This window comes from Gordonia sihwensis (assembly GCF_029632925.1).
In the GTDB taxonomy this organism is placed as follows: Bacteria; Actinomycetota; Actinomycetes; order Mycobacteriales; family Mycobacteriaceae; genus Gordonia; species Gordonia sihwensis.
In genome coordinates this window covers 3746810-3773321 of record NZ_CP121248.1, presented here as the reverse complement: position 1 = coordinate 3773321, position 26512 = coordinate 3746810, and the positions used below count along the sequence as shown (strand labels likewise).

Genomic DNA, 26512 nt, shown 5'->3' with positions numbered 1-26512 from the left:
GACCCAAGACGAGTTCAGAAGGAGCCTTCCGACGTGGGACAGGTAACAGCCAGCGCAGCAATCCAGATCAACGCAGCTCCCGAGGCCGTCAGTGCGGCCCTGGCCGACTACGCGAACGTGCGCGAGGGCGTTCTTCCCGAGAACTACCGCGACTATCGCGTCGACGAGGGCGGCAACGGTTCGGGAACGGTGGTCCACTGGATTCTGCAGGCCACCGAGAAGCGCAAGCGCGACGTGCTGGCCGACGTGACGGTCGCGGGCGACACGATCACCGAGACCGATCGCAATTCGACGATGGTCACCACCTACCGCGTCACTGCCGAGGGCACCGGCTCGCGCGTCGAGACCACGACGAGTTGGAAGGGCGCGGGCGGCATCGGCGGGTTCTTCGAGAAGACCTTCGCCCCGAAGGGACTCAACCGCATCCAGACGGCCCTTCTCACCAATCTCAAGCAGCGTCTCGAGAGCTGAGCTGAGCCGCAGGGGACGCCGCCGCGTCAAACCGCTGACCGCCCGGGACGGCATCGATGCCACCCGGGTGGTTCTGCGTCTGCCGGACGGCCCCGGCGGGTGGTCGGTGCGTGAGGCTCTCCTCGCGGCTCCGGTCCTGACCGGCGTCACTGCGGCCGATCTGGAGTTGCGGTCGCGCACCGGTGAACTGGTCGACGCCGACGGCCGTCCGGTCGATCTCGATGCGCCGGTGCTCCGACCGGTTCCGGTGTACCTGTACCGCGACCCGCCGCGGGAGCTGCCGGTGCCCTTCGACATGCCGATCCTGCACCTGGACGACGATCTCGTGGTGGTCGACAAACCGCACTTCCTCGCCACGATGCCGCGCGGAGCGCATGTGGCGCAGACGGCGCTGGTGCGGTTGCGTCGCGAACTCGGCTCCGACGACGTGGCCCCGGCACACCGGCTCGACCGGTTGACGGCGGGCGTGCTGCTGTTCACGCGCCGCCGCGAGGTGCGGGCCGCCTATCAGGAACTCTTCGCGCAGCGGCGCGTTCGCAAGGAGTACCGGGCCATCGCGCCGGCGGACGCCGCTCTGGCCGGCGGCGTGCGGATCGAGAACCGGATCGTCAAGACCGCGGGCGACCTGCGTGCCCGCGTCGTCGAGGGCGAGGTGAACGCGATCAGCGACATCGAACTGTCGACCCGGCTCGGCGACGGGCTGGCCGAATACCGTCTGGCGCCGCACACCGGCCGCACCCACCAGCTCAGGATGCACATGGCTCAGCTCGGCGTCCCGATCGTCGGCGATCCGCTGTACCCCGAGGTCGACGCCGACCTGGCGGCCGCACCGGATCGCGGTGACTTCTCCCGGCCCCTCCGGCTCGTCGCCGCGGCGCTGGAGTTCACCGATCCGTTCAGCGGTGAGCGCCGGGAGTTCCGCACCGCCCGCTGAGCGTCGGGCGCGGGGATCGGCGGCGCGTATCCTCGCGGTCGTGGCGATCATCGGATCCTTCGAACGGCACCCGGACCTCGGCTGCGAGGGTGTGGTGTTCCTCGACGAGGACTCGGACGCCTGCTTCCAGTTGCTGCGCGATCTTCCCGGTGGTCCCCGGGCCGGTGAATACTGTGTGACCACGGGCGCGAGCGCCCCGGTGTACGGGGGCGTCGTGCAGTGGCGCCGTGTCGGTGACGACCGTTTCGAGTTCGCGCTCGCACCGCGGGCGGCTCGACTCTTCGGCGACGAGGTGCTGTCGTTCCGCGTGGTACCGGGTTCGGGCACCACGGTCGCCGAACTCGCCGAACACGTCGAGCGTCTCCTGGCCGGTCCCGGCGACTACCCTGGGAGTCGTGACTGACGCATTCGACCCCAGTGCGCTGTTCGGCGGCGCCGGCGGCGACAACCCGATGGCCGGGCTGATGGCCCAGGTTCAGCAGATGCAGACCCAGATGGAGACGGCGCACGCGGAGATCTCCGCGACGTCGGTGGTGGGGTCGGCGGGCAACGGACTGGTAACGGTGACCGGCGACGGCGCCGGGACGGTCTCCGCCGTCGAGATCTCGCCGGAGGTGGTCGATCCCGCGGACGTCGAGACGTTGCAGGATCTGATCGTCGGTGCGTTCGCCGACTTCGTGGCTCAGCGCGATGCGCTGGTCGCGGAGAAGATGGGGCCGCTGGCGGGCGGCGGACTGCCCGGCCTGGGCTGACGGACTGGCGCATGTACGAAGGCCCGATCCAGGATCTGATCGACCAGCTCGCGAAACTTCCCGGGCTGGGTCCCAAGGGTGCTCAGCGGATCGCCTTCCACCTGCTCGCGGGCGAGAACGTGGAGATCGACCGGCTGATCGCCGCCCTCGGACACGTGCGCGACGACGTCACCTTCTGCGTCGAGTGCGGCAACGTCGCCGCCGATCGGCTGTGCCGCATCTGCGGCGACCCCCGCCGGGACGTCACGAAGATCTGCGTGGTCGAGGAGCCGAAGGACATCTACGCGATCGAACGGACCAAGGAGTTCGACGGTCGCTACCACGTCCTCGGCGGTGCGCTCGACCCGCTGTCCGGCATCGGCCCCGACCAGCTCCGGATCCGCGAACTGCTGCGTCGTCTGGGCGACCAGCCCGACGGCCAGGACGTCTCCGAGATCATCGTCGCGACCGATCCCAACACCGAGGGCGAGGCGACGGCGACATATCTGCTGCGCATGCTCAAAGACTTCCCCGGGCTGTCCGTGACCCGTCTGGCGTCGGGACTTCCGATGGGCGGCGACCTCGAGTTCGCCGACGAACTGACCCTCGGCCGCGCGCTGTCCGGTCGGCGCATCCTGGTCTGAGCGTTGGCCGACGACCACCTTCCACCGGCGGAGCGCGATCCCTCACCGCAGGACTGGGCGTGGCTGGCCGACGAGATCGCGGTCCGCGGAGGGCTGACCGACGCCATGGTGGCGATCGACGGTCCGTCGGGGGCGGGCAAGAGCACGTTCGCAGCGCAGCTCGTCCGTGCGCTCGCCGAGCGCGGCCGCGCCTCAGTGCTGGTCAGCACCGACGACTACGCGACGTGGGACGACCCCGCCTCGTGGTGGCCGGAACTGGTTCACGATGTGATCCGCGCCTACGAACGGCGTCACGACTACTTCTATCGGCCCCGGGTCTGGGTGGACGGCCGACCGGAGGTGGGGCCGGAGGTCTGGATGCGGTGGCAGCCGATTCTGATCGTCGAGGGCGTGACGTCGGCGCGGCGCTGCACGGCCGATCGTTTCACGCATCGGTTCTGGATCGACGGTCCTCCCGCCGCCGACCGGTTGCGCCGAACCGTGCAGCGTGACGGCGAGGCCGAACGCGATCATCTGGCCCGGTGGCAGGACTTCGAGGAGGGCTGGTTCGCGGTCGACGACACGCGGGCGAGGTGCCGGGTGCTCGGTTAGCGAGCGGCGGCGAGCCGTTCCCGGCGCAGCCGGTCCACCTGCGGCAGGTCGAGAGGCTCCAGTTCCGTGCCGACCGCCTTCGACAGCAGATAGTCGGCCAGTTCGGGATTCCGTGCGAGGACCGGGCCGTGCATGTAGGTGCTGACGACACTGCCTTGCACGGCGCCTTCCACGCCGGCGCCGGCGCCGTTGCCGACACCGCGGCGGACCCGGCCCAGCGGTGCGGCCGCGGCGCCCAGGGAGGTCGCGCCGCGGTGGTTCTCGAACCCGGAGAGCGGTTGGCTGAGACCGTCGATGATCGGTGCGGTCACGAGCTCGCCGATCGCCCGGGACTGCCTCGGAGAGGTGGTGAGGTCGAGCATGCTGATCCCCGCGACGCGCTCGCCCGCAGCGGTCTCGTACCAGTGACCCAGCACTTGGATCGCCGCGCAGATCGCGAGCACCGGGCGTCCGGCGTCCGCCGCGCGCTGCAGCCCCGGATACCGCTGCAGATGACGGGTGGCGAGCCGCTGGGCGTAATCCTCGGCGCCGCCGAGGGTGTAGACGTCGAGCGACTCGGGTACCTCGTCGTCGAGCGTGATCGAGACGATCTCGGCGTCGATGGCTCTCATGCGCGCACGCTGTCGCAGGACGAGGGCGTTTCCGCCGTCGCCGTAGGTGCCCATCACATCGGGAAGCACCAGACCGATCCGCAGGGTCGATTCGCTCATCGGGCGTTGTCCTCCACAGTGTTCTCGACCGGCCGGGCTCCGGCGCGTTCCAGTGCGACGCCGAGGTCGCGGAATGCGGTGTAGTTGGCGAGCACTTCCACTCGGCCCGGTGGACAGGCGGCGATCGCCGCGAACGGATCGTCGGTCACCGTGTGCTCGGCGCCCGCGTACAGCAGACGCACCGAGAGGTCGGCGGCGCGCTCGCCCGAGGCGACCACCTCGACCTGCTCGAACTCTTCGAAGCGCACGTCCCAGAGCCACGAGAGGTCTTCCCCGTCGGGGACCTGCCCGTTCACCGCGATCACCAGACTGTCGGCGTCGGTGTCGATCATCGCCAGGGCCTCCTGCCAGCCGGCCGGATTCTTCGCCAGCAGGGTCCTGATCCGATGGTCGCCCAGCTGCACGGTCCCGTATCGGCCGGCCACTTCGCCGACGGTGCCGACGGCCGCGACGGCGTCCGCGGGGTCGGCGCCCATCGCGACGGCGGTCGCGACGGCCTGGGTGGCGTTGCCGCGATTGGCCCGGCCCGGCACCCTCAACGCCATCGGTGCGACGAACCCGTCCGGGCCGTAGATCTTGTCGTCGTCGAACCACCACTGCGGGGCCGGGCGCCGGAAGCGCTCGTCGCCGGTCGAGTACCAGCCCTCACCGTGCCGCACGATCGGCTCTCCCGACCGCGGGCAGCTCACCGAGTCGCCCACCCAGCCGGCCCCCGCGGCCACCCACACCACGTTCGGAGCGTCGAAGGCCGCCGAGGTGACGAGCACGTCGTCGCAGTTCGCGACCACCACCGCGTCCGGGTGGCGGGCGATTCCCCCGCGCAGACTCTGCTCGATGATGTTGATCTCGCCGACGCGGTCGAGCTGGTCGCGGGAGAGGTTCAACAGGGTGAAGACACGCGGCGACGTGTTGTCGGCGACGTGGGCCACGTGCAGTTCGTCCACTTCCAGCGCGGCGACCGGGGCGTCGGGCTGGAGGCTGAGCGTCGCGATGATGCCCGCGTCCATGTTGGCGCCGTCGGCCTGGGTCGCCACTTCGCCGAGCCCGGCGAGGGCGGCGGCGGTCATGCGGGTGGTCGTCGACTTGCCGTTGGTTCCGGTGATCAGCGCGATCTCGCGGCCGGCGGCGAGCCGGAGCATGATGCGCGGATCGATCTTCTCAGCGACGAGGCCGCCGATCATCGAGCCCTTCCCACGGCCGGCGGCACGCGAGGCCCAGCGGGCCGCGGCAGCGGCGGTGAGTGCCACGCGAGTGCGGACGGGCGGGCGCGGACGGTCAGGGATGCGGCGGGCTTCCGACATTCCACGAGTTTCCCATATCCGGGGAGCACGATCGCCCGGCGCCGACTGTGAGGGCGGTGACAGCCCAGCTCACGCGTGTCGCGGCAGCGTGCGGTCGGTCAATGTCAGGGTCGCCGCGCACAGGCCGATCGCCATGGTGGCCCATCCGACGATGTGGAACCCGGCGTCGGTGGCCCGACTGCCGAACGCCGCGGCGATCAGGCCCGCGGAGGTGATGGCGCCGATGTACGCGAAGGTCCGGTACAGGCCGGATGCGACGCCCACCTGGTCGGCCGGGGACTGCATGAAGAGGGCCGCCTGGTTGGCGAAGCTGTTCAGGCCGTTCGCCAGACCGACCAGCAGCGACATGGCGAGGATCGCCCAGACCGGGGCGTCGTGGCGCAGCGCGAGCATCACGGCTCCGGCCGCGCAGAATGCCATGCCGGTTGCGATCAGCGGGCTGCGGACGGTGCTGCGCCGGGAACAGACGGCGGCGACGACGATACTCGTCGCCGACATCGGAGCGAGGAGCATGCCGACCTGCGTCGGCCGGTAGCCGGCCGCGTCCTCCATCCACTGGCTGACGCCGTACATGGTCGTGTACATGCCGAGCGAGGCGAGCGTCTGCCGCAGATAGGTGCGGATCAGCGGGCGGTTCGACACCAGCATCCGGACGTCGATCAACGGAGTCGAGAACCGGCGTTCCCATCCGATGAGGACGGCGGTCGCCGCCACGGCCACCGCCGCGAGCCACCACGTCGACGCGCTGGGCGAGTCGATGAATTGGAGTGCGCTGACGATCGCCACGGCGAACGCCACGATGCCCAGAGGGTCGACGGCGGTCAGAGTCCGACGCAGGTCGGTCGGCTAGGCCACGGTGTCCTTCGGCACACCGGTGAGCACCAGGAGCAGAGCGGCGAGGGCGGCGGGAACATTGATGAAGAACACCGCTCGCCAGCCGAAGACGCCGGTGAGGACGCCGCCGATCGGCAGTCCGACCATCGCGATCACCTGTCCGGTGATCGAGAAGACGCCTAGGATCCGGCTGGGCACTCCGACGCCGGCGGCGTCCGACCGCTTGCGGATCAGCGACATCGCCATCGGATACGCGGCGGAGGTGCCGACGCCGAGCAGTGCGCGGGAGGCCACCAGCGCCCCGAACGACCAGCCCGCTGCGCCGATGACGCCGGCGGTCAGCACGAGCCCGATCCCCGCGATCATCACGCGCCGCTCGCCGAACAGCGGGCCCAGCTTGCCCATGGTGGGCTGGGCGACGGCGCTGCACAGATAGAGCACCGAGATCAGGATCGCGGTGTCGGCGGGGCCGCGGTGGAAGTCGACGCCGATGCCCACCATCGCGGTCGCGATCAGCGAGCTGTTGATCGGGTTGAGGACCGACGCCAGGATCAGCGGCGCGGTGAATCCGATGCCGAACGGATGGGCGTCGAGGCGGCGGTCGGTGTCTGTTCTCACGCCCGGGTCAGCGCAGCGATGACGTCCGCGGCCGATCCCGTCTCGGCGACCTTCGGCAGGACGGAGGCGGCGCTGTAGGCGTGCCGCGCCCCTTCGCTGTCCGAGCAGGCGTCGAGGGCGACGGTGACGTTGTATCCGAGCTCGTAGGCCTGCCGCGCGGTCATCTCGACGCCGATCGACGTCGACACGCCGACCACCACCACCTGGGTGACGCCACGCTCGCGCAGCAGTCGGTGCAGGGGCGTCTCGGTGAAGGCGCCCGGCGACCGCTTCGTGACGCGCCACGCGTCCGGGGCGTCGGAGAAGGGCGCTACCGAGTCGCTCCAGCCGGAGGGGAACTCCATGGGCGGGCCGGAGAGGTCGGTGCGGCCAGGCGGCACGGCGTCGACGGTGACGATGACCACCGGCAGCCGTCGCGCGCTGAACGCGTCGGTCAGCGCCGCGGAACGCTCGACCACGTCCGCGAAGCTGTGCGGTGCGAGGTCGCGGCCCGACAGCCCCTTCTGGAGGTCGATGACGATCAGGGCGGCGTCGCGGTCGAGTGCGGTGACAGGCATGGTGATCCTTTCGTGGGGCGGAGGTGCTTCAGGGCTGGTCCGCGATGCGGCCGAGCAACTCGATCGCATCGGCCAGGCGGGCCACCTCGTCCGGAGTGAGGGCCGCGTCGACGGCGTGCGCGAGCCAGTCCGCTCGCTGGAGCCGTCCGGTGGTCAGTTCCGTGCGGGCGTTCTTGGAGAGGGCGAGCAAGGTGCGGCGGCGATCGGTCGGATCGGGGGAGCCGACCACCAGGCCGGCGTCGGTGAGGGCGGCGACGATCGCGGCCATCGACTGCTGACGCATACCGTGCGCACGGGCGAGATCGGCTGTGGAACAGGCGCCGTGGCGATCGAGGTAGCCGATCACGGCCGACTGCGAACGGGTGAGGTCCAGGACCGACGAATTGGCCCTCAGTTTCCGGTTCAGCTCGGCGATCGTTGCGCGCAGACGGTTTCCGACTTCGGCGGACGAGTGCTGGACCATGAGTGCAACTCTAGCAATTAGACAGCTAACTGCACAGTCAACTGTTCTTATCTGAGGGGTGACCCGATGAGTTGACGGTGATAAGTTCTGCACTGTGAGTCGCGCAACAGCAGTCGAACTGCCTATGTCATTCAAGATCCAGCGGACCGCGCTCAAGGCGTCGGCCAAACTGCCCGCACCCGTGCGGAAGGCGATGAGCCGCCTGACGACGGTGAACGGCGACGGTGATCGTCTCGACCCGATGCTCGCACTGGTCGTGACCGCGGCGGCCTACATTCCATCGTTGGCGCTGGTCGGCGATCTGGTTTCCCGATCACGGCAGTCGATGGACTATCACAGCGCGATGATGGCGGAGGCCTTCGAGCCGTTCGCCGTCGAAGAGGATCTGGTGATCGACACCGACGCCGGAGGCGTGCCCGTCACGCGATACAGCCTCGAGGGCAAGGGCCGAGGACTGATCGTCTTCTATCACGGCGGCGGGTTCGTCCTGGGCAGCCGGGCCAGCCACGACTCGGTGGTCCGGGCGCTCGCGATCGCCTCGGGCGCCGACGTGCTGTCGGTGGATTACCGGTTGGCCCCCGAGCACCTCTTCCCGGCGGCGGTCGACGACTCCGTGGCGGCTTGGCGCTACGCCGTCGAGAAGGCGCCGGACTGGGGCGTCGATCCGCGGCAGATCGCGGTGGCCGGTGATTCCGCGGGAGGCAATCTCGCTGCGGTCGTCGCACAGCAGGTGCGTGGCGAGGAGATCACCCCGTGTCTGCAATTGCTGATCTATCCGGTGGTCGACATGTCGCGGAAGCGGCCGTCGGTCCATGAGTTCTCCACCGGCTACTACCTCACCGAGGAACAGATCGACTACTTCTGCGACACCTACCTGGCCTCGCGCGACCAACTGTCCGATCCTCGGGTCTCGCCATTGCTTGCCGAAGATCTCTCCGGGTTGTCGCCCGCCCACGTGGTGGTCGCCGGGTTCGACCCGCTGCGGGACGAAGGCCTCGAGTACGCGGCTGCGCTCGAACAGGCCGGCGTCCCGGTGACCGTGGAACGCGCCGGGACGATGATCCACGGATTCGCGAATATGGCGCTGCTGAGCCCGGACGCGCAGGCCACCGTCCGGCGGATGGGCGAGGCTGTGGCGAAGGCGGTCGCCTCGGCCGGATAGAGGGTCCGCCCGGCGCTCCCGCCGGGCGGACGTCCTCGCCCCGCCTGGGCCGCTACACCGCGATCCGCACGGGCTTCGGCATCAGTTGGGCGGCCGCTGCACCGACCGCGACCAGTCCGATCATCACCAGGAACGAGACCCGGTAGCCGGTGGCGAGGCCGTATGCGCTCGACACCGACGAGTACACCGTGCCGATCACCGCCGCACCCGTCGCCACCGACAGTGCCTGCACGGTGTTGAACACGCCGGACGCCGCGCCGGCGAGCCCGACCGGCACGTCGTTCAGAACCAGCAGGCCGGCGGCCCCGACGATGAGTCCGAAACCAGCGCCTGCGACGATGAGTGCGACGGTGAACCACAGGGCCGGATGGGCCGAGCGGTCGGCGACGATCATGGACGTCATCCCGACGATGAACACCCACGCTCCGCCCTGCAGGACGTGCTTGCCGAATCGGGCGGCCAGGACAGTCGCGGACAGACCGGCGAAGACGGGTACGGCGATCGAGAACGGCACCCACATCAGGCCGGTGTGCAGGACCGACCAGCCGTGCGCGGCCTGGACGTGCAGGGACTGGACGAGGAAGTACCCGCCGGTCGGGATGCTCAGTGCGGTGAACGCGGTCAGCCCCGCGGTGAACGAACGAGACCGGAACACCGCGGGCGGAACCAGCGGTGTTCCGCCTGCGCGAGCAGTGATGACCTGCCGCCGAGCGAAGAGTGCAAGGCCGGCGACGCCCGCCGCCATCATGACGAATCCCCAAGCGGGCCAATCATTCTCCGGTCCCAGTGTGACCGGCGCCATCAACGCTGCCAGCGAACCGCCGAGCAGCGCCGCGGAGATCGGCGTGATGGGCGCGGGACGGGAAGCGTAAGTCTCCGGGATGAAGACGCGCGCCGCGACCAGGGCGAGCAGCGCCACCGGGACGTTGATGAGGAACACCGGCCGCCACGAGAGTCCGAACCAGTCGCCCGAGGTGATGACGGCGCCCAGCACCGGACCGGCCACGGCGGCGATCCCGATGACGGAGGTGAACAGTCCCATCGCGCGGCCGCGTTCGGCGGGTGGATAGAGCACCTGGATGTTGGTCAGCACCTGCGGGATCATCAGTGCCGCCGCGGCACCCTGCAGGATCCGGAACACGACGAGTTGCGTCGGCGTGTCGGCGAGACCGCAGGCCAGTGAGGTGACGCCGAAGGCGACGAGACCGATGAGGAACAGTCGGCGTCGACCGAACCGATCTCCCAGACGGGCACCGAGCACGAGCCCGGTCGCGTAGGCGAGCGGATAGCCCGCGACGATCCACGACATCGCGGTCGGCGACGCGCCGAGATCGGCACTCATCGTCCGCAGTGCGACGTTGACGACCGTGGCGTCCATCAACTCCATGAACGACGCCGCCAACAGGCAGACCAAGGCGACGGTCCGGGCGCGCCCGACGATCGGCGGACTGTCCAAACTCCTCGTGGACGCGGTTGCCAGGGGAGGGGGCTCGGCTGTGACGGTCATCGGGAACTCCTGTGGTGATGGGGGTCTGTTGCACCGATGACGCTACGAACCATTGCGGACGATTCCCGTCCGGAAGAGCGGCGGATAATCCGGTCAGTTTCTGTCCGTTGTTTGGGGCATGATGCAGTCATGGCCGATACGACGACGCGGACGCTGAAGCTGCTGGCGCTGCTCCAAGCGCACCGCCTGTGGTCGGCGGTGGAACTGGCCGACCGTCTGGAGACCACCGAGCGGACCGTGCGCCGCGACGTCGAACGGCTTCGGGATCTCGGCTATCCGGTGCAGTCGGTGCGGGGCAGCGGCGGCGGATACCAACTGGCTCCCGGCGGGTCGCTGCCGCCGCTGGTTGTGGACGAGGAGGAGGCCGTCGCGATCGTGAGTGCGCTGCGGACGGCCGCGCACGGTTCGGCCGCCGGTATGGCGGAGGCCTCGGTGCGGGCGCTGGCCAAGGTGATGCAGGTGCTGCCGCCTCGGCTGCGCCGGCGTGCGGATGCGCTGCGGGCCATGAGCGTGTTGCTCCCCGGCGAACAGCAGGCGCCGGCCGTGGACGCCGAGACCCTGACGACAGTGGCATTGGCGTGCCGGGACGCGACGGAGCTCACCTTCGATTACGCGCCCGCACCGCGGGCCGGACGTGCGTCCGGCACTCGCCGCACCGAGCCGCTGCGGTTGATTCCCGTCGGTCGCCGGTGGTACCTGCTCGCGTACGACCTCGATCGTCAGGACTGGCGCACGTTCCGGCTCGACCGGCTCAGCGCTGCTCAACCGCAGAAGCGGCGGTTCGCGCCGCGTGCGGTGCCGGGCGGCGACCCCGCGGCCTATGTGCGTGAGAGCCTGCGCGGAGGCCGGGACCAACTCCAGGTGCGCGCCGTGGTTCACGCCGAGCCGGAGGCGGTGCGCGGCCGCATCGGCCGGTGGTCGGAGGTCACCGAGCACCCCGACGGCTGCCTGGTCACCATGCAGACCGACGATCCGGGGTGGATCGCGCTGGCGCTCGGCGGACTGGACGCCGACTACGAGTTCGTCGAGGTTCCGGCCGACGTCGTGCGCGCGTTGCGTGGACGCAACGTGCGGGAGGCTCGGGCGCTGTACCTGTCGGAGCGATAGCTTCCGGTCAGCGAGCTGTGAGCCAATCCAGGTACGCGGCGCCTCGCGGTGAGATCTCGCAACCGACCTCGTGACTGATCGTCAGGCCGTACGGCCCACCGGCGAGCCACGGCGGCGGATTCGGTGTTCGCACTCGCACTGTTTTGACCAGTTCTGTCGTCTATTCGGACGACGACCCGCCGGTAAAGAGGACTTTTGTGCCTCTGGTCACATTTCGCGATTCCCGGCCACGGCTTTCCTGACATACCTGTCCTACGAACGTTGTCAATCATCCCAGTGAAGGATTCTTGAATGAGACTGTCCACCAGCCGAGTGCTCGCCGTGGCGAGCGGATCGGTACTTCTAGCCGGAGCGATGGTGGTCGTCGACGCGCCGGCCTCGGCGGCGACGACCGACACCACCTTCCAGTCGATCTGCGTGGCGAGTTCGATCGTGACGGTCAAGAAGCCTGTCGGCAACACGATCACCGTCGACGCTCCGGAGTCGGTGTCCGAGGGTGAGAAGTTCACGATCCGGATTCAGCCGAACCCGTCCTCGTTCCCCGACAAGGATTCCGGTGCCACCACCACCAACCTGTCGCGTTTGAAGTACGACTTCGCCGTCCCGGCGAACTCCACCTTCGTCAGCGCCGATGTGGTGGCGGGATCGTCCGTCGGCCTCAGTGGCGTGGCGCCGAATGTTCTGCTGGTCGACAACAGCGGGAATGTGAGCCCGACGGGCTCGGTCATCAGGCTGTCGGGCAACAACCAGGTCATCGCGAACAGCCCTACGTCGAGCACGAACAGCGAGGGCGGCATCGTCATCCCGAAGACGAAGAAGAACCTCGACGGCACCACCAATTCGAGCGGTGAGACGTGGTTCCGCATGCCGGCGATCGACGTGACGCTGAAGGCGGGCACCGCCGGCGTCATCGAGCCCACCGTGCGGATCGCGGGTAACGCCGCGAACCAGAACGCGAACGAGAACTTCAGTACACAGTTGGCGAAGGCCAGTCTGTTCGGTACTCAGTGGGCCCCGACCCGTTGCTCGCCGCGCGACAGCGACGGTGGCCCGACCAATGCCGGCGCCGGTCCGCTCGCCACCATTCGCGTGGATGCCGCGCCGGTGGATGAGGACACGGTGACCACCTTGTCGGTGCCGGGCGCCGCGACGACCGGTGACGAGGTGACGTTGTCGGCGTCGGTGTCACCGAATCCGGGTGGGGGCACTGTGCAGTTCAAGGCTGATGGAGCGAATCTGGGTGCTCCGGTGGCTGTCTCCGGCGGTGCGGCTGTGCTGAAGCATTCGTTCGCCTCGGCCGGGGACAAGGAGGTCGCCGCGGTGTTCTCGGGTGCGGCCGGGTTCTCCGGCTCGACGTCGGAGGCCAAGACCATCAAGGTCTCCGATCCCGAGCCGAGCGAGACGGAGACCACGGTGAAGGTGATCGCTCCCGCGACCGCGAAGCCGGGTGCCGCAGTGGAGCTCAAGGCGGAGCTGACGCCGGCCGACCTGACCGGCGGGACAGTGCAGTTCAAGGTCAACGGCGACGACGTCGGCGGGCCCGTGACGGTCTCCGGCGGCGCGGCGAAGCTGCAGCACGCGTTCGCGGCCGCCGGAGACTTCACCGTCACCGCGGTCTACAGCGGCACGGCGGGCCATTCCGGTGCTATCTCCGGTCCGGTCATCGTCTCGGTGAATGACGACGCCGATCCTCCGACTCCCGGAACTCCCGACGGCGACGGAAGCCTCGGCAGCAGCAGCGGCAGTCTGGGCGGCGGTGTCGTCTCCGACCTCGTCCGAGGACTCTTCTGACAGCCGGGCACCGGGCGTGAACGCACCGAACCCCGCGAGCTTCGGCTCGCGGGGTTCGGTGCGTTCGGGGTTCAGTGCTCGGTTCGGCTGCGACGCGGGCGCGTCAGGGAGCCCACGTGCGGGCGCCCTCGGCGACGGTCTCGGCCGGCGTCTCGGTGCGGAAGGCCCGGTTCACCGCGGAGACGACGGCGCGCAGGCTCGCGGTCGTGATCGACGAGGCGATGCCGACGCCCCATACCGTCTCGCCGTTGATCTCCGCCTCGACGTAGCTCGCGGCCTCGGCATCGCCGCCGGCCGTCATCGCGTGCTCCGAGTAGTCGAGGACCCGGACGTCGTACCCGATGGTCGACAGTGCGTCGACGAAAGCGGCCAGCGGACCGTTGCCCGATCCGGAGATCTCCTTCTCGGTGCCGTCGACGAGAACCGTCGCGGTCACCGAGTCCTCGCCGTCGTCGGTCTCGGCAGCCGAAACCTGCTGCCGCACCCGCTCGAGTGGCTTCACGGGCTCCAGGTACTCGCGGGAGAACACGTCCCACATCGCCTTCGGGTTCACCTCGCCGCCCTCGCCGTCGGTGATCTTCTGGATCTCGCGGCTGAACTCGATCTGCAGTCGACGCGGCAGATCCAGTCCGTGGTCGGCCTTCATGATGTACGTGACGCCGCCCTTGCCGGACTGGCTGTTCACCCGGATCACGGCCTCGTAGTTGCGGCCCACGTCCTTCGGGTCGATGGGCAGGTAAGGGACCTGCCACAAGATGTCGTCGACGTCCTTGTCGGCTTCGTCGGCGTCGACCTTCATCTGGTCGAGGCCCTTGTTGATGGCGTCCTGATGGCTGCCGGAGAACGCGGTGTAGACCAGGTCGCCGCCGTACGGGTGCCGCTCGGGAACGTTCAGCTGGTTGCAGTACTCGACGGTCCGGCGGATCTCGTCGATGTCCGAGAAGTTGATCTGCGGGTCGACACCGCGGCTGAACAGGTTCATGCCGAGAGTCACCAGGCAGACGTTGCCGGTGCGCTCGCCGTTGCCGAACAGGCAGCCCTCGATCCGGTCCGCGCCCGCCATGTAACCCAGTTCGGCGGCCGCGACGCCCTCGCCGCGGTCGTTGTGCGGGTGCAGGCTCAAGATGATCGAGTCACGGCGCGCCAGATTCCGGTGCATCCATTCGATGGAGTCCGCGTACACGTTGGGCGTCGTCATCTCGACGGTCGCGGGCAGGTTGATGATCAACGGCTTGTCGGGGGTCGGGGCGATCACCTCGGAGACGGCGTCGCAGACCTCCTTGGCGTAGCTCAACTCGGTGCCCGTGTAGCTCTCGGGGGAGTACTCGTAACGCCAGTTGGTGTCGGGGTACTTCTGCTCCTCGGCCAGGCACAGCTCGGCCGCGTCGGTGGCGATCTTGGTGATCGCGGCCTTGTCAGCGCGGAATACGACGCGGCGCTGCAGGACCGACGTGGAGTTGTAGAAGTGGACGATCACGTTCTGCGCGCCGGCGCAGGCCTCGTAGGTGCGGGCGATCAGTTCCGGGCGGGCCTGGGTCAGCACCTGGATGGTCACGTCGTCGGGGATGGCGCCCTCGTCGATGATCTCGCGGACGAAGTCGAAGTCGGTCTGGCTCGCGGAGGGGAAGCCCACCTCGATCTCCTTGTAGCCCATGCGGACCAACAGATCGAACATGCGTCGTTTGCGGGCCGGGCTCATCGGATCGATCAGAGCCTGGTTGCCGTCGCGCAGATCGACGGCGCACCACATCGGTGCCCGGTCGATCACCTTGTCGGGCCAAGTGCGGTCGGGCAGCGCGATCTTCTCGACCTCATCGGCGAAGCTGCGGTAGCGGTGGACGGGCATCGCCGAATTGCGTTGCGGGTTCCAGCTGGGCTGGCCGTCCGGGATGGGTCCGTTGGGCTCGACGATGCGGCTCGGACCGGAGGTGAAAGCGTCTGCTGGTGCCATGAGGGGTCAATCTCCTGATCAAAAGAAGGGGTTTTGACCGGCGCGTGAAGAGGCCCCGCGACGGAGGGCCGGTCGGATCAGACCCCGCCGCGGCAACCGAGGAGGAGTGCACGCTGCATGACATCAACGATAGCACTTGAGTCCGGCGATGCCGGGGCCGGTTGCCATCACAAGAAGTTAGGTTAGGATCACCTTGTTTACAAATTCTTTAGAGAAATGGAGACGAGATGGGCAGCAGCGGAAGCGTGCAGTGGCATGAGGTGCCGATCATCGGCGACCTCGGGGTCGCCTTCGCACAGTCCGATTTCTACAACAGCGTCTGGCTGCCGGTGTGGGACGGATTCGCCATGGGTGTGAATGCGATTCTCGGGCAAGAGATTCTCTGGCACCGCTGATCCGTGAACGGATGCGCCGAGTAGGCGCACTCCTGCGGCAGGGCGCGGGTCTCGACTGTGGACGTCGGGGCCCGCGTCTTCGTCGTCACACCTCGACGGCTGCTTCGGCGCGGTGCTCGCTGCGGCGCATCGCGAGGACGGTGACGATGCTCAACACCGCGAGCAGCAGACCGCTCACCAGTGTGGTCGCGTGCAGTCCGTCGACGAAGGCTTCTCGCGCGGCCGTTGCCAGGGCGTCTCCGCCGGTGCTCATGGCGTCGGCGCGGACGAGGGTCTCACCGAGCGATCCCGTCACCCCGCTGTCGCCGCCGCGGGACAGGAAGACCGCGGTGGCCAGCGAGCCGAAGAGAGCCAGGCCGAGGGCGGTTCCCAGTTCGAAACAGGTCTCCGAGATGCCCGACGCGGCACCGGACTGCTCCGGCGGCACGGCGCCGACCACCACATCGGTCACCAGCGAGAACTGCACACCGTATCCGATTCCGGCGAGAGCGCTCAGGGCCATGTACACCCACAGCGACGACGTGGTGCCCAGTGCGATGAATCCGAGATTCGCCGTCGCGGCGACCACCAGCGAGCCGGCCAGGGCGTACCGCTTTCCGACCAGTCGGGCGATGCGATCGGCGACGACGGAGAAGACGGCGATCGTCACCGCCATCGGGAGTCCGGCGAGCGCCGCGGCCAGAACGTCGTGGCCCAGCACCGACTGGAGATAGACGTTCGAGAGATAGGCGATGCCGCCCTCGGCCATCATTCCCACCAGCGCGATGGCGAGGCACACGCTCACCGTGGGGTTGCGGAACAGGTTCAAGTCCAGCAGGGGATCGCGCGTGCGCGCCTCGTGGCGGAGGAATACTGCGAACATCGCGATGCCGACCAGACCCGCCGTCGCCGCAAGCGGTGAGACCCCCTCGGTCGCGAGCGCCTTGACCGCGTAGACGGCGGGGAGGATGCCGAGCAGTGACAGCGCGACACCGACGACGTCGAACCGACCGGTGCGGGCCGATCGGTACTCGGGGAGGACGAACGGCCCCGCCGCGAAGAGCACCGCGAGCACCGGCACGTTGATCAGGAACACCACTCCCCACCAATAGTGGTGCAGCAGAAGGCCTCCGAGAACCGGGCCGATGGCGGCACCGCCGGCGAACGCCGAGGTCCACACCCCGATGGCGCGAGCGCGTTCGTGACTGCGCTTGAACATGTTGGCGATCAGCGCGAGGCTCGCGGGCATCAGCGTCGCACCTCCCACGCCCATCAACGCGCGGGCCGCGATCAAAGCCCCGGCACCGGGCGAGAACGCGGCGAGCACCGACGCACCGCCGAATACACCCGCGCCGCACAGCAGAATCCGCCGTCGCCCGATCCGATCGCCGAGGTTGCCCATCGTGATGAGCAGCCCGGCGATCAGGAACCCGTAGATGTCGAGGATCCACAACTGCTGTGTGGCCGACGGGTCGAGCGCCGCGGTGATCGTCGGCATCGCCAGGTACAGCACTGAGAAGTCCATCGAGACCAGCAGCACCGGAAGCATCAGAACCGCCAGCCCGAACCATGTCTTCCGATCGGCCGCGGGTGCGGTGCCGGTGGGCGGCGGGACCGAGGGCATGCGTGCGGGCTCCAGATCTGTGAGGGGTGGATCGCGGGCGCGGCCGGCGATGCAAGCGCGACCGCGGCCCGTTCAGGCTACGCCGGATATGCGGTGGTCAGCGACCTCGTTTCCGGCCGATCGACATCAGAAGCACACCGGTGATTCGATCGCGGACCGCGACGGGCCCGGGTGGAGTACAACGGGCTGTGGAGGCCGCCCACGGCGGCCGGCAAGGAGAGGCGTGGCCACGATCGGCAGGCTGGCCGCCGCGACGATCCTCGTCGCGGCGACCGCCCTCGTGGCCGCTTGCGGCACCGCCGGTCCCGGCCCGGTGCCCATGCGATCGGTCCTCGGTCCGGCAGAGCGCGTGCTGAACGTCCTGGCATGACCGGGCTACGCCGAGGACGGGAGCAACAACCGGTCCGTGAACTGGGTGCAGCCGTTCCGGGACCTGACCGGCTGCCAGGTGGAGGTCAAGACCTTCGGCACCTCCGACGAAGCGGTGTCCTTGATGCGGACCGGTCAGTTCGACGTGGTCTCGGCATCGGGCGACGCGTCGCTGCGGTTGATCGACGCCGGTGACGTACAGCCGATCAACACCGCGCTGGTCCCCTCGTACTCCGACATCTATCCCTTCTTGAAGGGCAAGCCGTGGAATGCGAAGAACGGGATCACCTACGGTGTGCCGCACGGCTGGGGTGCCAATCTCCTGATGTATCGCACAGACGTCGTGCGACCCGCGCCCACGTCCTGGCGGGCCGTGTTCGAGGACGCGCCGCGCTATGCGGGCCGGGTGACAGCTTACGATTCGCCGATCTACATCGCCGACGCCGCGCTGTATCTGATGCGGCACCGGCCCGATCTCGGCATCACGAATCCCTACGCGCTCGACCGGAGGCAGTTCGACGCGGCCGTCGCGCTGCTCGAGGAGCAGCGCAGAGCGGTCGGCGAGTACTGGAACGACATCGTCCGCGAGGTGCAGGCGTTCAGCGCGGGCTGGAGCGTGCTCGGTTCCACGTGGCAGATGGCGGCCAACCTCGCCCGCGACGGCGGTGCTCCGGTGGCGACGGTGCTGCCCGATGAGGGATCGACGGGGTGGTCGGACTCGTGGATGATCAGTTCCCGGGCCGAGCATCCGAACTGCGCGTACCGCTGGGTCGACTACATCGTGAGCGCGCGGGTCAACGCGCGCGTCGCGGAGTACTTCGGCGAGTCACCCGCGAACGCGAAGGCGTGCGAACTGATGCGGGACCGGACGCACTGCGCGGTGTACCACTCCGCGGACCCCGAGTACGCCTCGCACATCTGGTACTGGACCACGCCGATGCGCGACTGCGTCGACGGTCGCAAGAACGTCGAGTGCGTCGGCTACGACGGTTGGTCGAAGGCGTGGCTTCAGATCAAGGGATAGCCGCGCGCCGTCGTCAGATGGCGTACTGGAAGACCGTGAGCATGCGGGCACCGAACCAGCCGGAGAACAGGGCGGCGACGGCGAGGAAGGCGATGATCTCGGTCCGCGGCCGTCGTGCGATCCGCACGGCCACCGGGATCAGCAGGACGAACGCGGGCAGGAGCAGTCGCGCACGGCTCATCATCAGGCCGTCCGACAGCAGGATCGACGCCAGCACGGCCGCCGCGTAGACGAGCACCGGCCACGGCACGCGGTCGGCGACCGACCAACCGAACAACACGAGCACCGAGATGATCAACAGGGCCGTTGCGATCGCTGAGAAGTCCGATCCGCTGCCGAGCGTCTGGGTGAGGAATCGCCAGGTGGCCGCGCCGCCGTCGAATGTGGTGTTCCACCCCGTCGTCTGGATCTGAAACCAGCCCGTCGCCGAGCCGGTCTGCGCCCACACCACTGCCAGGTAGCCGAGGTAACCGAGCGGCGCGAGAATCACGGCGGCCCACGCACGAGGGCCGTCGCGCCGGGCCACGATCGCTGCGAGCATCACGGCGGCGATCACCGCGACGCCGGTCGGCCGGACGAGTCCGGCACCGAGGGCGCAGAGTCCGGCGAGCAGCCACTGCCGCTCCAGGACTCCGACGAGCGCCCAGCCCGCGAGTGCGCAGAACACCGCCTCGGTGTAGGCCATGTTCAGCACCACCGACATGGGCGTGGCGGCGAAGAGGCCCACCAGGACCAGTCCGGCCGTCGAGGCCTGGTCGGGCGTCGACCGAACCGAGGAACGGATCCGCCCGGAGCAGATCACTCCGATACGACCCACCGCCACCGCGGCGAGGCATCCCGCGACCACGTTGACGATCATGGCCGCGGCGAACGGCGACAGGCCGGGGACCAGGGCGACGGTCCGCACCGTCATCGGATAACCGGGGAAGAATGCGTACGCGGTGAACTCCGTGTGGACGCCGTTTCCGTCGGTGAACCACAGGGGGATTCCGCCGTAGCCGTGCTGGGCGATGCCGAGCATCCACTCGCCGTCCCACATGGACAGCAGCGCGGTGAGACCGGTGTGGTGGAGTCCGGCGAAGACGGTGAGGATCACGATGCCGACGACGCGAATCGTCAGGTACACCCCGACGCATCGAAGGGCGAACTCGTGGGTGATGCCGAAGCGTCGCATGGTGGACATCGGGCGCACGGTAGTCATCGGAGGTGATCCTACGGTGGCCTCCGCGAAATGTGCCGCGCCAGGTCCGGCGGGTAAGGTGAACCCCGCGCGATTCCCGCAGAAGCTGCAGAAGCTCATGTAGACGAGACAGCTGTACAGATAAGGAAGGTTGCACGACGTGGCACTGGTCGTCCAGAAGTATGGCGGATCCTCGGTGTCGGATGCCGAGCGCATTCGCCGGGTCGCCGAGCGCATCGTCGAGACCAAGCGCGCAGGGAACGACGTGGTCGTCGTCGCCTCTGCGATGGGTGACACCACCGACGAACTGCTCGATCTGGCAGAACAGGTGAACCCGAATCCCCCCGACCGTGAGATGGACATGCTGCTCACGTCCGGCGAGCGCATCTCCAATGCGCTGCTCGCCATGGCGATCGAGGGCCTCGGGGAGAACGCGCAGTCGTTCACCGGCTCGCAGGCCGGCGTGATCACCACGAGCAGCCACGGCAAGGCCAAGATCATCGACGTGACTCCGGGCCGGGTCCGCAGTGCGCTCGACGAGGGGAAGATCGTCCTCGTCGCCGGTTTCCAGGGCGTCTCGCAGGACACCAAGGATGTGACCACGCTGGGCCGCGGCGGATCGGACACCACCGCCGTCGCCCTCGCCGCCGCTCTCGAGGCCGACGTCTGCGAGATCTACACCGACGTCGACGGCATCTACACGGCCGACCCGCGCATCGTCAGCAATGCCAAGCACCTCGATCACATCTCTTTCGAGGAGATGCTCGAGATGGCCGCATGTGGCGCGAAGGTGCTGATGCTGCGTTGCGTGGAATACGCCCGCCGATACAACGTTCCAGTTCATGTGCGCTCGTCGTACTCGACTAAGCCCGGCACCGTTGTGTCCGGCTCGATGGAGGACATCCCCGTGGAAGAAGCAATCCTCACCGGCGTCGCCCACGACCGCAGCGAAGCTCAGGTCACCGTGGTCGGCATCGAAGACAAGCCCGGTTACGCGGCGAAGGTGTTCCGCGCCGTCGCCGACGCCGAGATCAACATCGACATGGTCCTGCAGGGCGTGTCGGCGGTGGAGACCGGGAAGACCGACATCACCTTCACGCTGCCGAAGGAGCTCGGCGAGGTCGCCGTGGCCGAACTGGGCAAGCTCAAGTCGGAGATCGGCTTCCGCGAGGTGGTGCTCGACGACAACATCGGCAAGGTGTCGCTGGTCGGTGCGGGAATGAAGAGTCATCCGGGGGTCACCGCGACCTTCTGCGAGTCGCTCAGCGACGCGGGCATCAACATCGAACTGATCTCCACCTCCGAGATCCGGATCTCGGTCCTCGTCCGTGAATCCGATCTGGATCCGGCGGTCCGCGTTCTGCACGAGGCCTTCGGTCTCGGCGCCGACGAGGACGCCGTGGTCTACGGCGGCACCGGACGATAGGAGGACGCTCAGATGGGTATTCGACTCGGAGTAGTCGGCGCCACCGGCCAGGTCGGCGGCGTCATGCGTCAGATCCTCGAAGACCGGAACTTCCCGGCCGACGAGGTGCGGTTCTTCGCGTCGCCGCGGTCGGCGGGCAAGAAGCTGCCGTGGCGCGGCGGTGAAGTGGTGGTCGAGGACGCGACGACCGCAGATCCGGCGGGGCTCGACATCGCTCTGTTCTCCGCGGGCGGAACCATGTCGAAGGTGCAGGCGCCGCGGTTCGCCGCCGCCGGAGTAACGGTGATCGACAACTCGTCGGCCTGGCGCAAGGATCCCGATGTGCCGCTGATCGTGTCGGAGGTGAACGGTGAGCTCGCGAAGAACCCGCCCAAGGGCATCATCGCGAACCCCAACTGCACCACGATGGCTGCGATGCCGGTGCTCAAGCCACTGCACGACGCCAAGGGGTTGCGCCGGCTGATCGTCTCCAGCTATCAGGCGGTCTCGGGCAGCGGGCTGTCGGGCGTGCAGGAACTCGCGGGGCAGGTGCGCGCCGGCGTCGACGGCGCCGAGCAGCTCGTCTACGACGGGCACGCCGTCGATCTCGGCGAGAAGATCAATTACGTCGCGCCGATCGCGTTCAACGTGGTGCCGCTCGCGGGCAACCTCGTCGACGACGGCAGCGGTGAGACCGACGAGGACCAGAAGCTGCGCAACGAGTCGCGACGCATCCTCGGCATCCCCGAGCTGTTGGTCAGCGGAACCTGCGTCCGCGTCCCGGTCTTCACCGGCCATTCGCTGTCGATCAACGCCGAGTTCGATGAAGCGGTGACCCCCGAGCAGGCACGCGAGATCCTCGACGGCGCGCCCGGGGTCCGGCTCGCGGACGTGCCCAACCCGCTCGACGCGGCCGGCGGCGACGTCTCTCTCGTCGGGCGTATCCGTCAGGATCCGGGCGCTCCGGAGGGGCGTGGCCTCGCGCTCTTCGTCTCCGGAGACAACCTGCGAAAGGGTGCCGCGCTCAACACGATCCAGATCGCCGAACTGCTGGTCTGACGACGCGCGCCTGGCGGCGGGCGGGTTCGCTCGTCGGCGGCGAACGTCGAAATCGGGACTTACCAAGCGGTAACTTATGGCGTAGATTACTCCCGTGAGAAAAATTCGGGGATTCGTCTCGTCCAGAAGTTCATCCGTTTCCAGCGTCGTCAGGCGCACCGGTTCGATCGCCGTCGTCGGTGCGGTCGCGGCCTCCGGGCTCGTCGCCGGCACCGGCGACGCGGGTGCCGTCGGCGACTTCTATCGCCCTCCCGCTCGGTTGTCGGAGGCCCCGGGATCGGTGGTTCGCACCCAGCCCACGCAGCTCCTGCTGCAGATCCCGGGCGTTCGCAACCAATGGCCGGGGACCGCGACCCGCATCATGTACACGACCACGCGGCAGGACGGGAAGCCGACGGCCGTCACCGGCGCAGTGGTCGAGCCGACCGCGCCGTGGCACGGCAGGGGGCCGCGGCCCACCGTCGTCTTGGCGCCCGGCACCGTCGGACAAGGCGACCAGTGCGCGGGGTCGAAGATGCTCTCGCTGCCGATGTCCATCGACCCGACCAAGCCGAGTCTCGGCGTCAACTACTCCGGGCTCGAGATGAACCTCTTCCTGCTCAACGGCGTGCGGGTGGTGCTCACCGACTACGTCGGCATGGGCACGCCCGGCATCCACACGTACGTGAACCGTCTCGAGTCCGGTCGGGCCGTGCTCGACGCCGCCCGCGCCGCACTCAAGGTGGCCAAGGCACCCAAGGACGCTCCTGTCGCCTTCTCCGGCTACTCCCAGGGCGGCGGTGCGACCGCGTCGGCAGCCGAGCTGGCGTCCACCTACGCCTCCGACCTCAACGTGAAGGCCACCTACGCCGGTGCGCCTCCCGCGGATCTGTCCAAGGTGATCGGCCAGATCGACGGCACCTTCATCTCGGGCGCGATCGGCTACGCCATCAACGGACTCGTGGCGCGGTATCCGGCGCTCGACCCGATCCTGAAGAAGGAGACCAGCGCGACCGGGCGCCGCGCCCTGAAAGACGTCGCGACGCAATGCATCGCCGACACCGGTCTCACGCACGGATTCCAGCGCACCGACCAGTGGACTCGCAACGGGAAGTCGCTGAGCGCGGTCATCAAGAAGTACCCCCGCGTCCAGAAGATGCTCGACGACCAGCGGATCGGCCGCCTCAAGCCGAACGCACCGGTGCTGATCTCCACCGGGGTCAGTGACGACGTCATCCCGCACGGACAGGTGGTGCAGCTGTACCGCGACTGGAAGGCCCAGGGGGCGGACGTGCGGCTCGACAACGATTTCACGCCGCCGATCTTCCCCGGGCTGGTCGTGAATCACGCACTGCCGATGCTGGCCAAGATGCTGCCGGCGACGAGTTTCATCCTCAGTGAGTTGAACAGCTGACCAGTCGGTCGTGTGCAAGTGGTCGCCCGTGATCGGCGATCATGTGATCGACTACTGGTCATGACTGACATGAAGCGCTTCCTGATCGCCCTGTCGGCGGCGGTCATCGGGCTCGTCACGGTGTCGACGACGACTGCCGTGGCGAGCCCGGCCGTTCCCGGCGTCGGCCCGGCCTCCACTTCGCTGATGCACGGTGATCCCGAATCGACCGACAGCACCGTCCTGCGCGGGCCGGGCAAGACCGGGCATGTCGCGGCGTCGAGCGTTCCCGGCGGTGTGTGCGCCGCGACTTTCGTGGGCTCGGACGGCTTCCCGGTCTCGTTGTGCACGGCCTACGTCGCGGGTACCCCGCCGCAGTTCGCCACCCCGGTGGTGACCATGTTCGATCCGCGGACCGCCCAGGTCGTCGCGCGGCTGCCGCTGACCAAGGGCAAGCTCCTCGGCGGGGTGTACGGGTTCCTCGACGACCGGAACCGGGTGGTGGTGGCCGACGGCTCGGGCAAGATCCTGCGGGTCGGTCACCACCGGACGCGGTCCGGCTGGGCGCTGCGCGTCGACGAGAGCACCGACGTGTCGAAATACCTCGGCGGCGACGGCGTGACCGGGTTGGCCCCCGACTATCAGGGGCGCACCTGGTTCGCGACCACCGAGGGCGTCATCGGCACCGTGCTGCCCGACGGCCGGGTCGGGGCCACGCGCCTGCCGAAGGGCGAAGAACTGGGCAACGGGCTCACCGTCCGTCGCTCCGGTGCGTCGGTGCTGACCACGCAGGCACTCTACGAGATGCGCGCGGACGCCGACGGCGTGCCGCGGACGGTGTGGCGGCGCGCCTACGATCGCGGTGCCGCCCGCCGGCCGGGACAGCTGACCTGGGGATCGGGCACCACGCCGACCTACTTCGGTCCCGGCGGCGACGGCTGGGTCGCGATCGTCGACAACGCCGCGGTGCCGAACCTGATCGTCTACCGCTCCGACGACGGTTCGCAGGTATGCCGGACGCGGGCCTTCGCATCACCGAACCAGGGGACCGAGAACTCCCCGATGGCGTGGGGCGACAGCCTGGTGATCCCCAGCACGTACGGATTCCAGTACCCGCCGATGGCGGTGAGCGGTGGGCCGAGCGATCCGGCGTTCGCTCCCTTCCGCGGCGGTATGACGCGCATCGACGTCCGCGACGGGGCGTGCACGAGAGTATGGGAGAACACCACCGACCGAATGGCCACGCTGCCGCGGCTGTCCCGGGCGGACGGTCTGATTCACGGTCTCGCCTACGGCCCGTACGTGCCGGGACCGCAGCAGTCGGGACCGGTCGACTACGTCGCTGTCGACTTCCAGACCGGTCGACGGGTGGCGACGCGGCGCGTGGGGACCGCGCCGATCGACGAGCCGATGCAGCTCACCGGCATGATCGCGCCGGGCGGAACACTCTGGCAGGGCACCGTGACCCGGATGCTGAAGATCTCCGGCTAGTGCCCACCGGACCGGCGTGCGCGTCGTGCCATCATCAATGACATGACCACTCCCGGACCGTTCGACGACGACGCCGACCGCGATCGGATTCCGACGCAGGCCGAACTCGACGCCGAGGACCTCGCCGAGATCGCGCGGCGGTCGAAGGACAGCGATCTCAGCGGCAGGTATCCGGCGCGTCCCGTCGACCCCGGCCCGCCGCCGGTCGCGCTCGTCCGTGACGCGCGCGTGGTCTGGGCGATCGCCGCGGTGGCGTGCCTGGCGTGGGTCGTGTACGGATTCGCCAATCTCTCCTGGCTCGAGGGGTTGATGGCCGAGCGTCTGCAGCCAGGTCTGCAGAACGTCCCGGGGGTGGATCCGGGAGAGAAGGCGGCCTCGATGGCGTCGTTCTGGACGCCCGCGCTGCTCGTGGGCATCCCGCTGTTCACGGCACTGGGATATCCGCTGCTTGTCGGTACCGCGCGGGCGCACAGCCGCAATCTGCGCAGCATCTATCTCTCGGTGATCACCGTGACGGTCCTGTTCACCGTCGTCGGTGCGGATCTGCTGTTCCACTATCCGGAGGTCTCGGCGTCGCTGCGAGTGCTCGCGTGGGTGCAATGCGGGGTGCTCGTCCTCTCCGCGCTCATCACCCTGCGCAGGCCGATCAACGAGTGGCTGCCGAAGTCGATGGCCATGAAACCCTTCCGGCGCGCCTCCGGCGGGTAGCTTGGGGACAGCGGGTCCGGTTCGGCCATGCGCCTGGAACCGTTCCCGTTTCGAGTTGACCGAACTAAGGAGAACGCAATGACCGTCACCCCCGTGTACCACGTCTCGTCGACCTCGACCGGCGGCGGCCGCGACAGCGAGGTGGTCTCCGAGTCGGGCCGGATCGACCTGGTGCTCGCTCCGCCCGTCGAGATGGGCGGCAACGGCGAGGGCAGCAATCCCGAGGAGCTGTTCTCCGCGGGCTATGCGGCGTGCTTCATGGGTGCGCTCCGGCACGTCGCCAAGAGCAAGGGCGCCACTCTCACCGACGCCACGTCGGTGAAGGTGAACATCGGCATCGGCAGCGACGACGCCGACGGCGGCTTCGGACTCACCGCCGACATCGAGGTGTATCTGCCCGGGCTCGACACCGCCGAGGCCGCCGAACTGGCACAGGCCGCGCACGCCTTCTGCCCGTACTCGAAGGCCACGCGCGGCAATATCGCGAGCACTGTCACATCGCGCGTGTGATTCGCGGCACGGGGCCCGGTACGG

At 68.6% G+C, this 26512-nt stretch carries 28 protein-coding genes; 18 read left to right on the top strand and 10 right to left on the bottom strand.

The genetic code is table 11. The annotated features are described in order from the left end of the window. Positions 1 to 33: 33 nt before the first annotated feature. The 6 genes from P5P27_RS18010 (at position 34) to P5P27_RS17985 (ending at position 3371) form a co-directional block, all read left to right on the top strand. On the top strand, positions 34 to 471 hold the full coding sequence (locus tag P5P27_RS18010) for an SRPBCC family protein (RefSeq protein WP_278125360.1): 438 nt from the start codon (positions 34 to 36) through the stop codon (positions 469 to 471). A 67-nt stretch (positions 472 to 538) separates the two neighbouring features. Then, the gene (locus P5P27_RS18005) at positions 539 to 1405 is read left to right on the top strand and encodes a pseudouridine synthase (protein WP_278125359.1); all 867 of its coding nucleotides are present in this window, start codon (positions 539 to 541) and stop codon (positions 1403 to 1405) included. A 40-nt stretch (positions 1406 to 1445) separates the two neighbouring features. Next, a complete protein-coding gene (locus P5P27_RS18000) occupies positions 1446 to 1808 on the top strand; it encodes a hypothetical protein (protein WP_039867793.1) in 363 nt (120 codons plus the stop codon). Next, positions 1801 to 2157: a YbaB/EbfC family nucleoid-associated protein gene (locus P5P27_RS17995; protein ID WP_006897403.1), complete on the top strand. Its 357-nt coding sequence runs from the start codon at positions 1801 to 1803 to the stop codon at positions 2155 to 2157. Before P5P27_RS18000 ends, P5P27_RS17995 begins: the two co-directional genes overlap by 8 nt. An 11-nt stretch (positions 2158 to 2168) precedes the next feature. Then, positions 2169 to 2780: a recombination mediator RecR gene (gene recR, locus P5P27_RS17990; protein WP_006897402.1), complete on the top strand. Its 612-nt coding sequence runs from the start codon at positions 2169 to 2171 to the stop codon at positions 2778 to 2780. A 3-nt stretch (positions 2781 to 2783) separates the two neighbouring features. After that, positions 2784 to 3371: a uridine kinase family protein gene (locus P5P27_RS17985; RefSeq protein ID WP_006897401.1), complete on the top strand. Its 588-nt coding sequence runs from the start codon at positions 2784 to 2786 to the stop codon at positions 3369 to 3371. On the opposite strand, the gene P5P27_RS17980 is transcribed toward P5P27_RS17985, so the two are convergent. The 6 genes from P5P27_RS17980 to P5P27_RS17955 form a co-directional block, all read right to left on the bottom strand. Continuing rightward, entirely contained in the window at positions 3368 to 4081 is a 714-nt protein-coding gene (locus tag P5P27_RS17980; protein WP_006897400.1) for a type 1 glutamine amidotransferase, read from the bottom strand. The genes P5P27_RS17985 and P5P27_RS17980 overlap by 4 nt on opposite strands. After that, positions 4078 to 5382 (bottom strand): MurT ligase domain-containing protein, encoded by a 1305-nt coding sequence (locus P5P27_RS17975; protein ID WP_045537266.1) that lies wholly within the window; start codon positions 5380 to 5382, stop codon positions 4078 to 4080. Before P5P27_RS17975 ends, P5P27_RS17980 begins: the two co-directional genes overlap by 4 nt. A 69-nt stretch (positions 5383 to 5451) precedes the next feature. Continuing rightward, positions 5452 to 6180: an MFS transporter gene (locus tag P5P27_RS17970; protein WP_278125357.1), complete on the bottom strand. Its 729-nt coding sequence runs from the start codon at positions 6178 to 6180 to the stop codon at positions 5452 to 5454. 48 nt (positions 6181 to 6228) lie between these two features. Next, entirely contained in the window at positions 6229 to 6834 is a 606-nt protein-coding gene (locus P5P27_RS17965; protein ID WP_278125355.1) for an MFS transporter, read from the bottom strand. After that, positions 6831 to 7391, bottom strand: a complete 561-nt coding sequence (locus tag P5P27_RS17960) for an isochorismatase family protein (protein ID WP_278125353.1) — start codon at positions 7389 to 7391, stop codon at positions 6831 to 6833. Before P5P27_RS17960 ends, P5P27_RS17965 begins: the two co-directional genes overlap by 4 nt. Before the next feature lie 28 nt (positions 7392 to 7419). After that, positions 7420 to 7854: a MarR family winged helix-turn-helix transcriptional regulator gene (locus P5P27_RS17955; RefSeq protein WP_278125351.1), complete on the bottom strand. Its 435-nt coding sequence runs from the start codon at positions 7852 to 7854 to the stop codon at positions 7420 to 7422. 124 nt (positions 7855 to 7978) lie between these two features. Here P5P27_RS17955 and P5P27_RS17950 point away from each other — a divergent pair, with 124 nt between their 5' ends. Beyond that, positions 7979 to 9016, top strand: coding sequence for an alpha/beta hydrolase (locus tag P5P27_RS17950; protein WP_156479396.1), 1038 nt, complete (start codon positions 7979 to 7981; stop codon positions 9014 to 9016). A 52-nt stretch (positions 9017 to 9068) separates the two neighbouring features. Here P5P27_RS17950 and P5P27_RS17945 read toward each other — a convergent pair whose 3' ends face one another. Further along, a complete protein-coding gene (locus P5P27_RS17945; protein ID WP_062366380.1) occupies positions 9069 to 10523 on the bottom strand; it encodes an MFS transporter in 1455 nt (484 codons plus the stop codon). Positions 10524 to 10652: 129 nt separating this feature from the next. On the opposite strand from P5P27_RS17945, the gene P5P27_RS17940 reads away from it, so the two are divergent. Further along, the gene (locus P5P27_RS17940) at positions 10653 to 11630 is read left to right on the top strand and encodes a helix-turn-helix transcriptional regulator (RefSeq protein WP_006897393.1); all 978 of its coding nucleotides are present in this window, start codon (positions 10653 to 10655) and stop codon (positions 11628 to 11630) included. 291 nt (positions 11631 to 11921) lie between these two features. Then, a complete protein-coding gene (locus P5P27_RS17935; RefSeq protein ID WP_278125348.1) occupies positions 11922 to 13421 on the top strand; it encodes an Ig-like domain-containing protein in 1500 nt (499 codons plus the stop codon). A gap of 103 nt (positions 13422 to 13524) precedes the next feature. Here P5P27_RS17935 and leuA read toward each other — a convergent pair whose 3' ends face one another. Further along, on the bottom strand, positions 13525 to 15372 hold the full coding sequence (gene leuA, locus P5P27_RS17930) for a 2-isopropylmalate synthase (protein ID WP_278125346.1): 1848 nt from the start codon (positions 15370 to 15372) through the stop codon (positions 13525 to 13527). Between the two features lie 227 nt (positions 15373 to 15599). On the opposite strand from leuA, the gene P5P27_RS17925 reads away from it, so the two are divergent. Then, positions 15600 to 15767 (top strand): hypothetical protein, encoded by a 168-nt coding sequence (locus P5P27_RS17925; RefSeq protein WP_278125345.1) that lies wholly within the window; start codon positions 15600 to 15602, stop codon positions 15765 to 15767. Positions 15768 to 15852: 85 nt separating this feature from the next. On the opposite strand, the gene P5P27_RS17920 is transcribed toward P5P27_RS17925, so the two are convergent. Beyond that, complete coding sequence (locus tag P5P27_RS17920) at positions 15853 to 17370, bottom strand: MFS transporter (RefSeq protein WP_278125343.1); 1518 nt, start codon at positions 17368 to 17370, stop codon at positions 15853 to 15855. 223 nt (positions 17371 to 17593) lie between these two features. Between P5P27_RS17920 and P5P27_RS20875 the strand changes: the two genes are divergently transcribed. Together P5P27_RS20875 and P5P27_RS17915 are read left to right on the top strand one after the other, a co-directional pair. Continuing rightward, positions 17594 to 17740 carry a hypothetical protein gene (locus tag P5P27_RS20875; RefSeq protein WP_462486151.1) on the top strand — a complete coding sequence of 49 codons (147 nt, stop codon included), beginning with the start codon at positions 17594 to 17596 and terminating at the stop codon, positions 17738 to 17740. A gap of 36 nt (positions 17741 to 17776) precedes the next feature. Further along, complete coding sequence (locus P5P27_RS17915; protein ID WP_443667724.1) at positions 17777 to 18763, top strand: ABC transporter substrate-binding protein; 987 nt, start codon at positions 17777 to 17779, stop codon at positions 18761 to 18763. Positions 18764 to 18776: 13 nt separating this feature from the next. Here P5P27_RS17915 and P5P27_RS17910 read toward each other — a convergent pair whose 3' ends face one another. Next, entirely contained in the window at positions 18777 to 19964 is a 1188-nt protein-coding gene (locus tag P5P27_RS17910; protein WP_006897387.1) for a hypothetical protein, read from the bottom strand. A gap of 139 nt (positions 19965 to 20103) precedes the next feature. On the opposite strand from P5P27_RS17910, the gene P5P27_RS17905 reads away from it, so the two are divergent. The 6 genes from P5P27_RS17905 (at position 20104) to P5P27_RS17880 (ending at position 26488) form a co-directional block, all read left to right on the top strand. Then, positions 20104 to 21369, top strand: coding sequence for an aspartate kinase (locus tag P5P27_RS17905; protein ID WP_039867782.1), 1266 nt, complete (start codon positions 20104 to 20106; stop codon positions 21367 to 21369). A 12-nt stretch (positions 21370 to 21381) separates the two neighbouring features. Further along, on the top strand, positions 21382 to 22407 hold the full coding sequence (locus P5P27_RS17900; RefSeq protein ID WP_006897385.1) for an aspartate-semialdehyde dehydrogenase: 1026 nt from the start codon (positions 21382 to 21384) through the stop codon (positions 22405 to 22407). Positions 22408 to 22501: 94 nt separating this feature from the next. Continuing rightward, positions 22502 to 23800 carry a lipase family protein gene (locus P5P27_RS17895; RefSeq protein ID WP_006897384.1) on the top strand — a complete coding sequence of 433 codons (1299 nt, stop codon included), beginning with the start codon at positions 22502 to 22504 and terminating at the stop codon, positions 23798 to 23800. A 60-nt stretch (positions 23801 to 23860) separates the two neighbouring features. Then, positions 23861 to 25270, top strand: a complete 1410-nt coding sequence (locus tag P5P27_RS17890) for a hypothetical protein (protein WP_411815646.1) — start codon at positions 23861 to 23863, stop codon at positions 25268 to 25270. Positions 25271 to 25312: 42 nt separating this feature from the next. Then, positions 25313 to 25978, top strand: coding sequence for a hypothetical protein (locus P5P27_RS17885; protein ID WP_006897382.1), 666 nt, complete (start codon positions 25313 to 25315; stop codon positions 25976 to 25978). Between the two features lie 78 nt (positions 25979 to 26056). After that, positions 26057 to 26488 (top strand): Ohr family peroxiredoxin, encoded by a 432-nt coding sequence (locus P5P27_RS17880; RefSeq protein ID WP_006897381.1) that lies wholly within the window; start codon positions 26057 to 26059, stop codon positions 26486 to 26488. Positions 26489 to 26512: the final 24 nt, after the last annotated feature.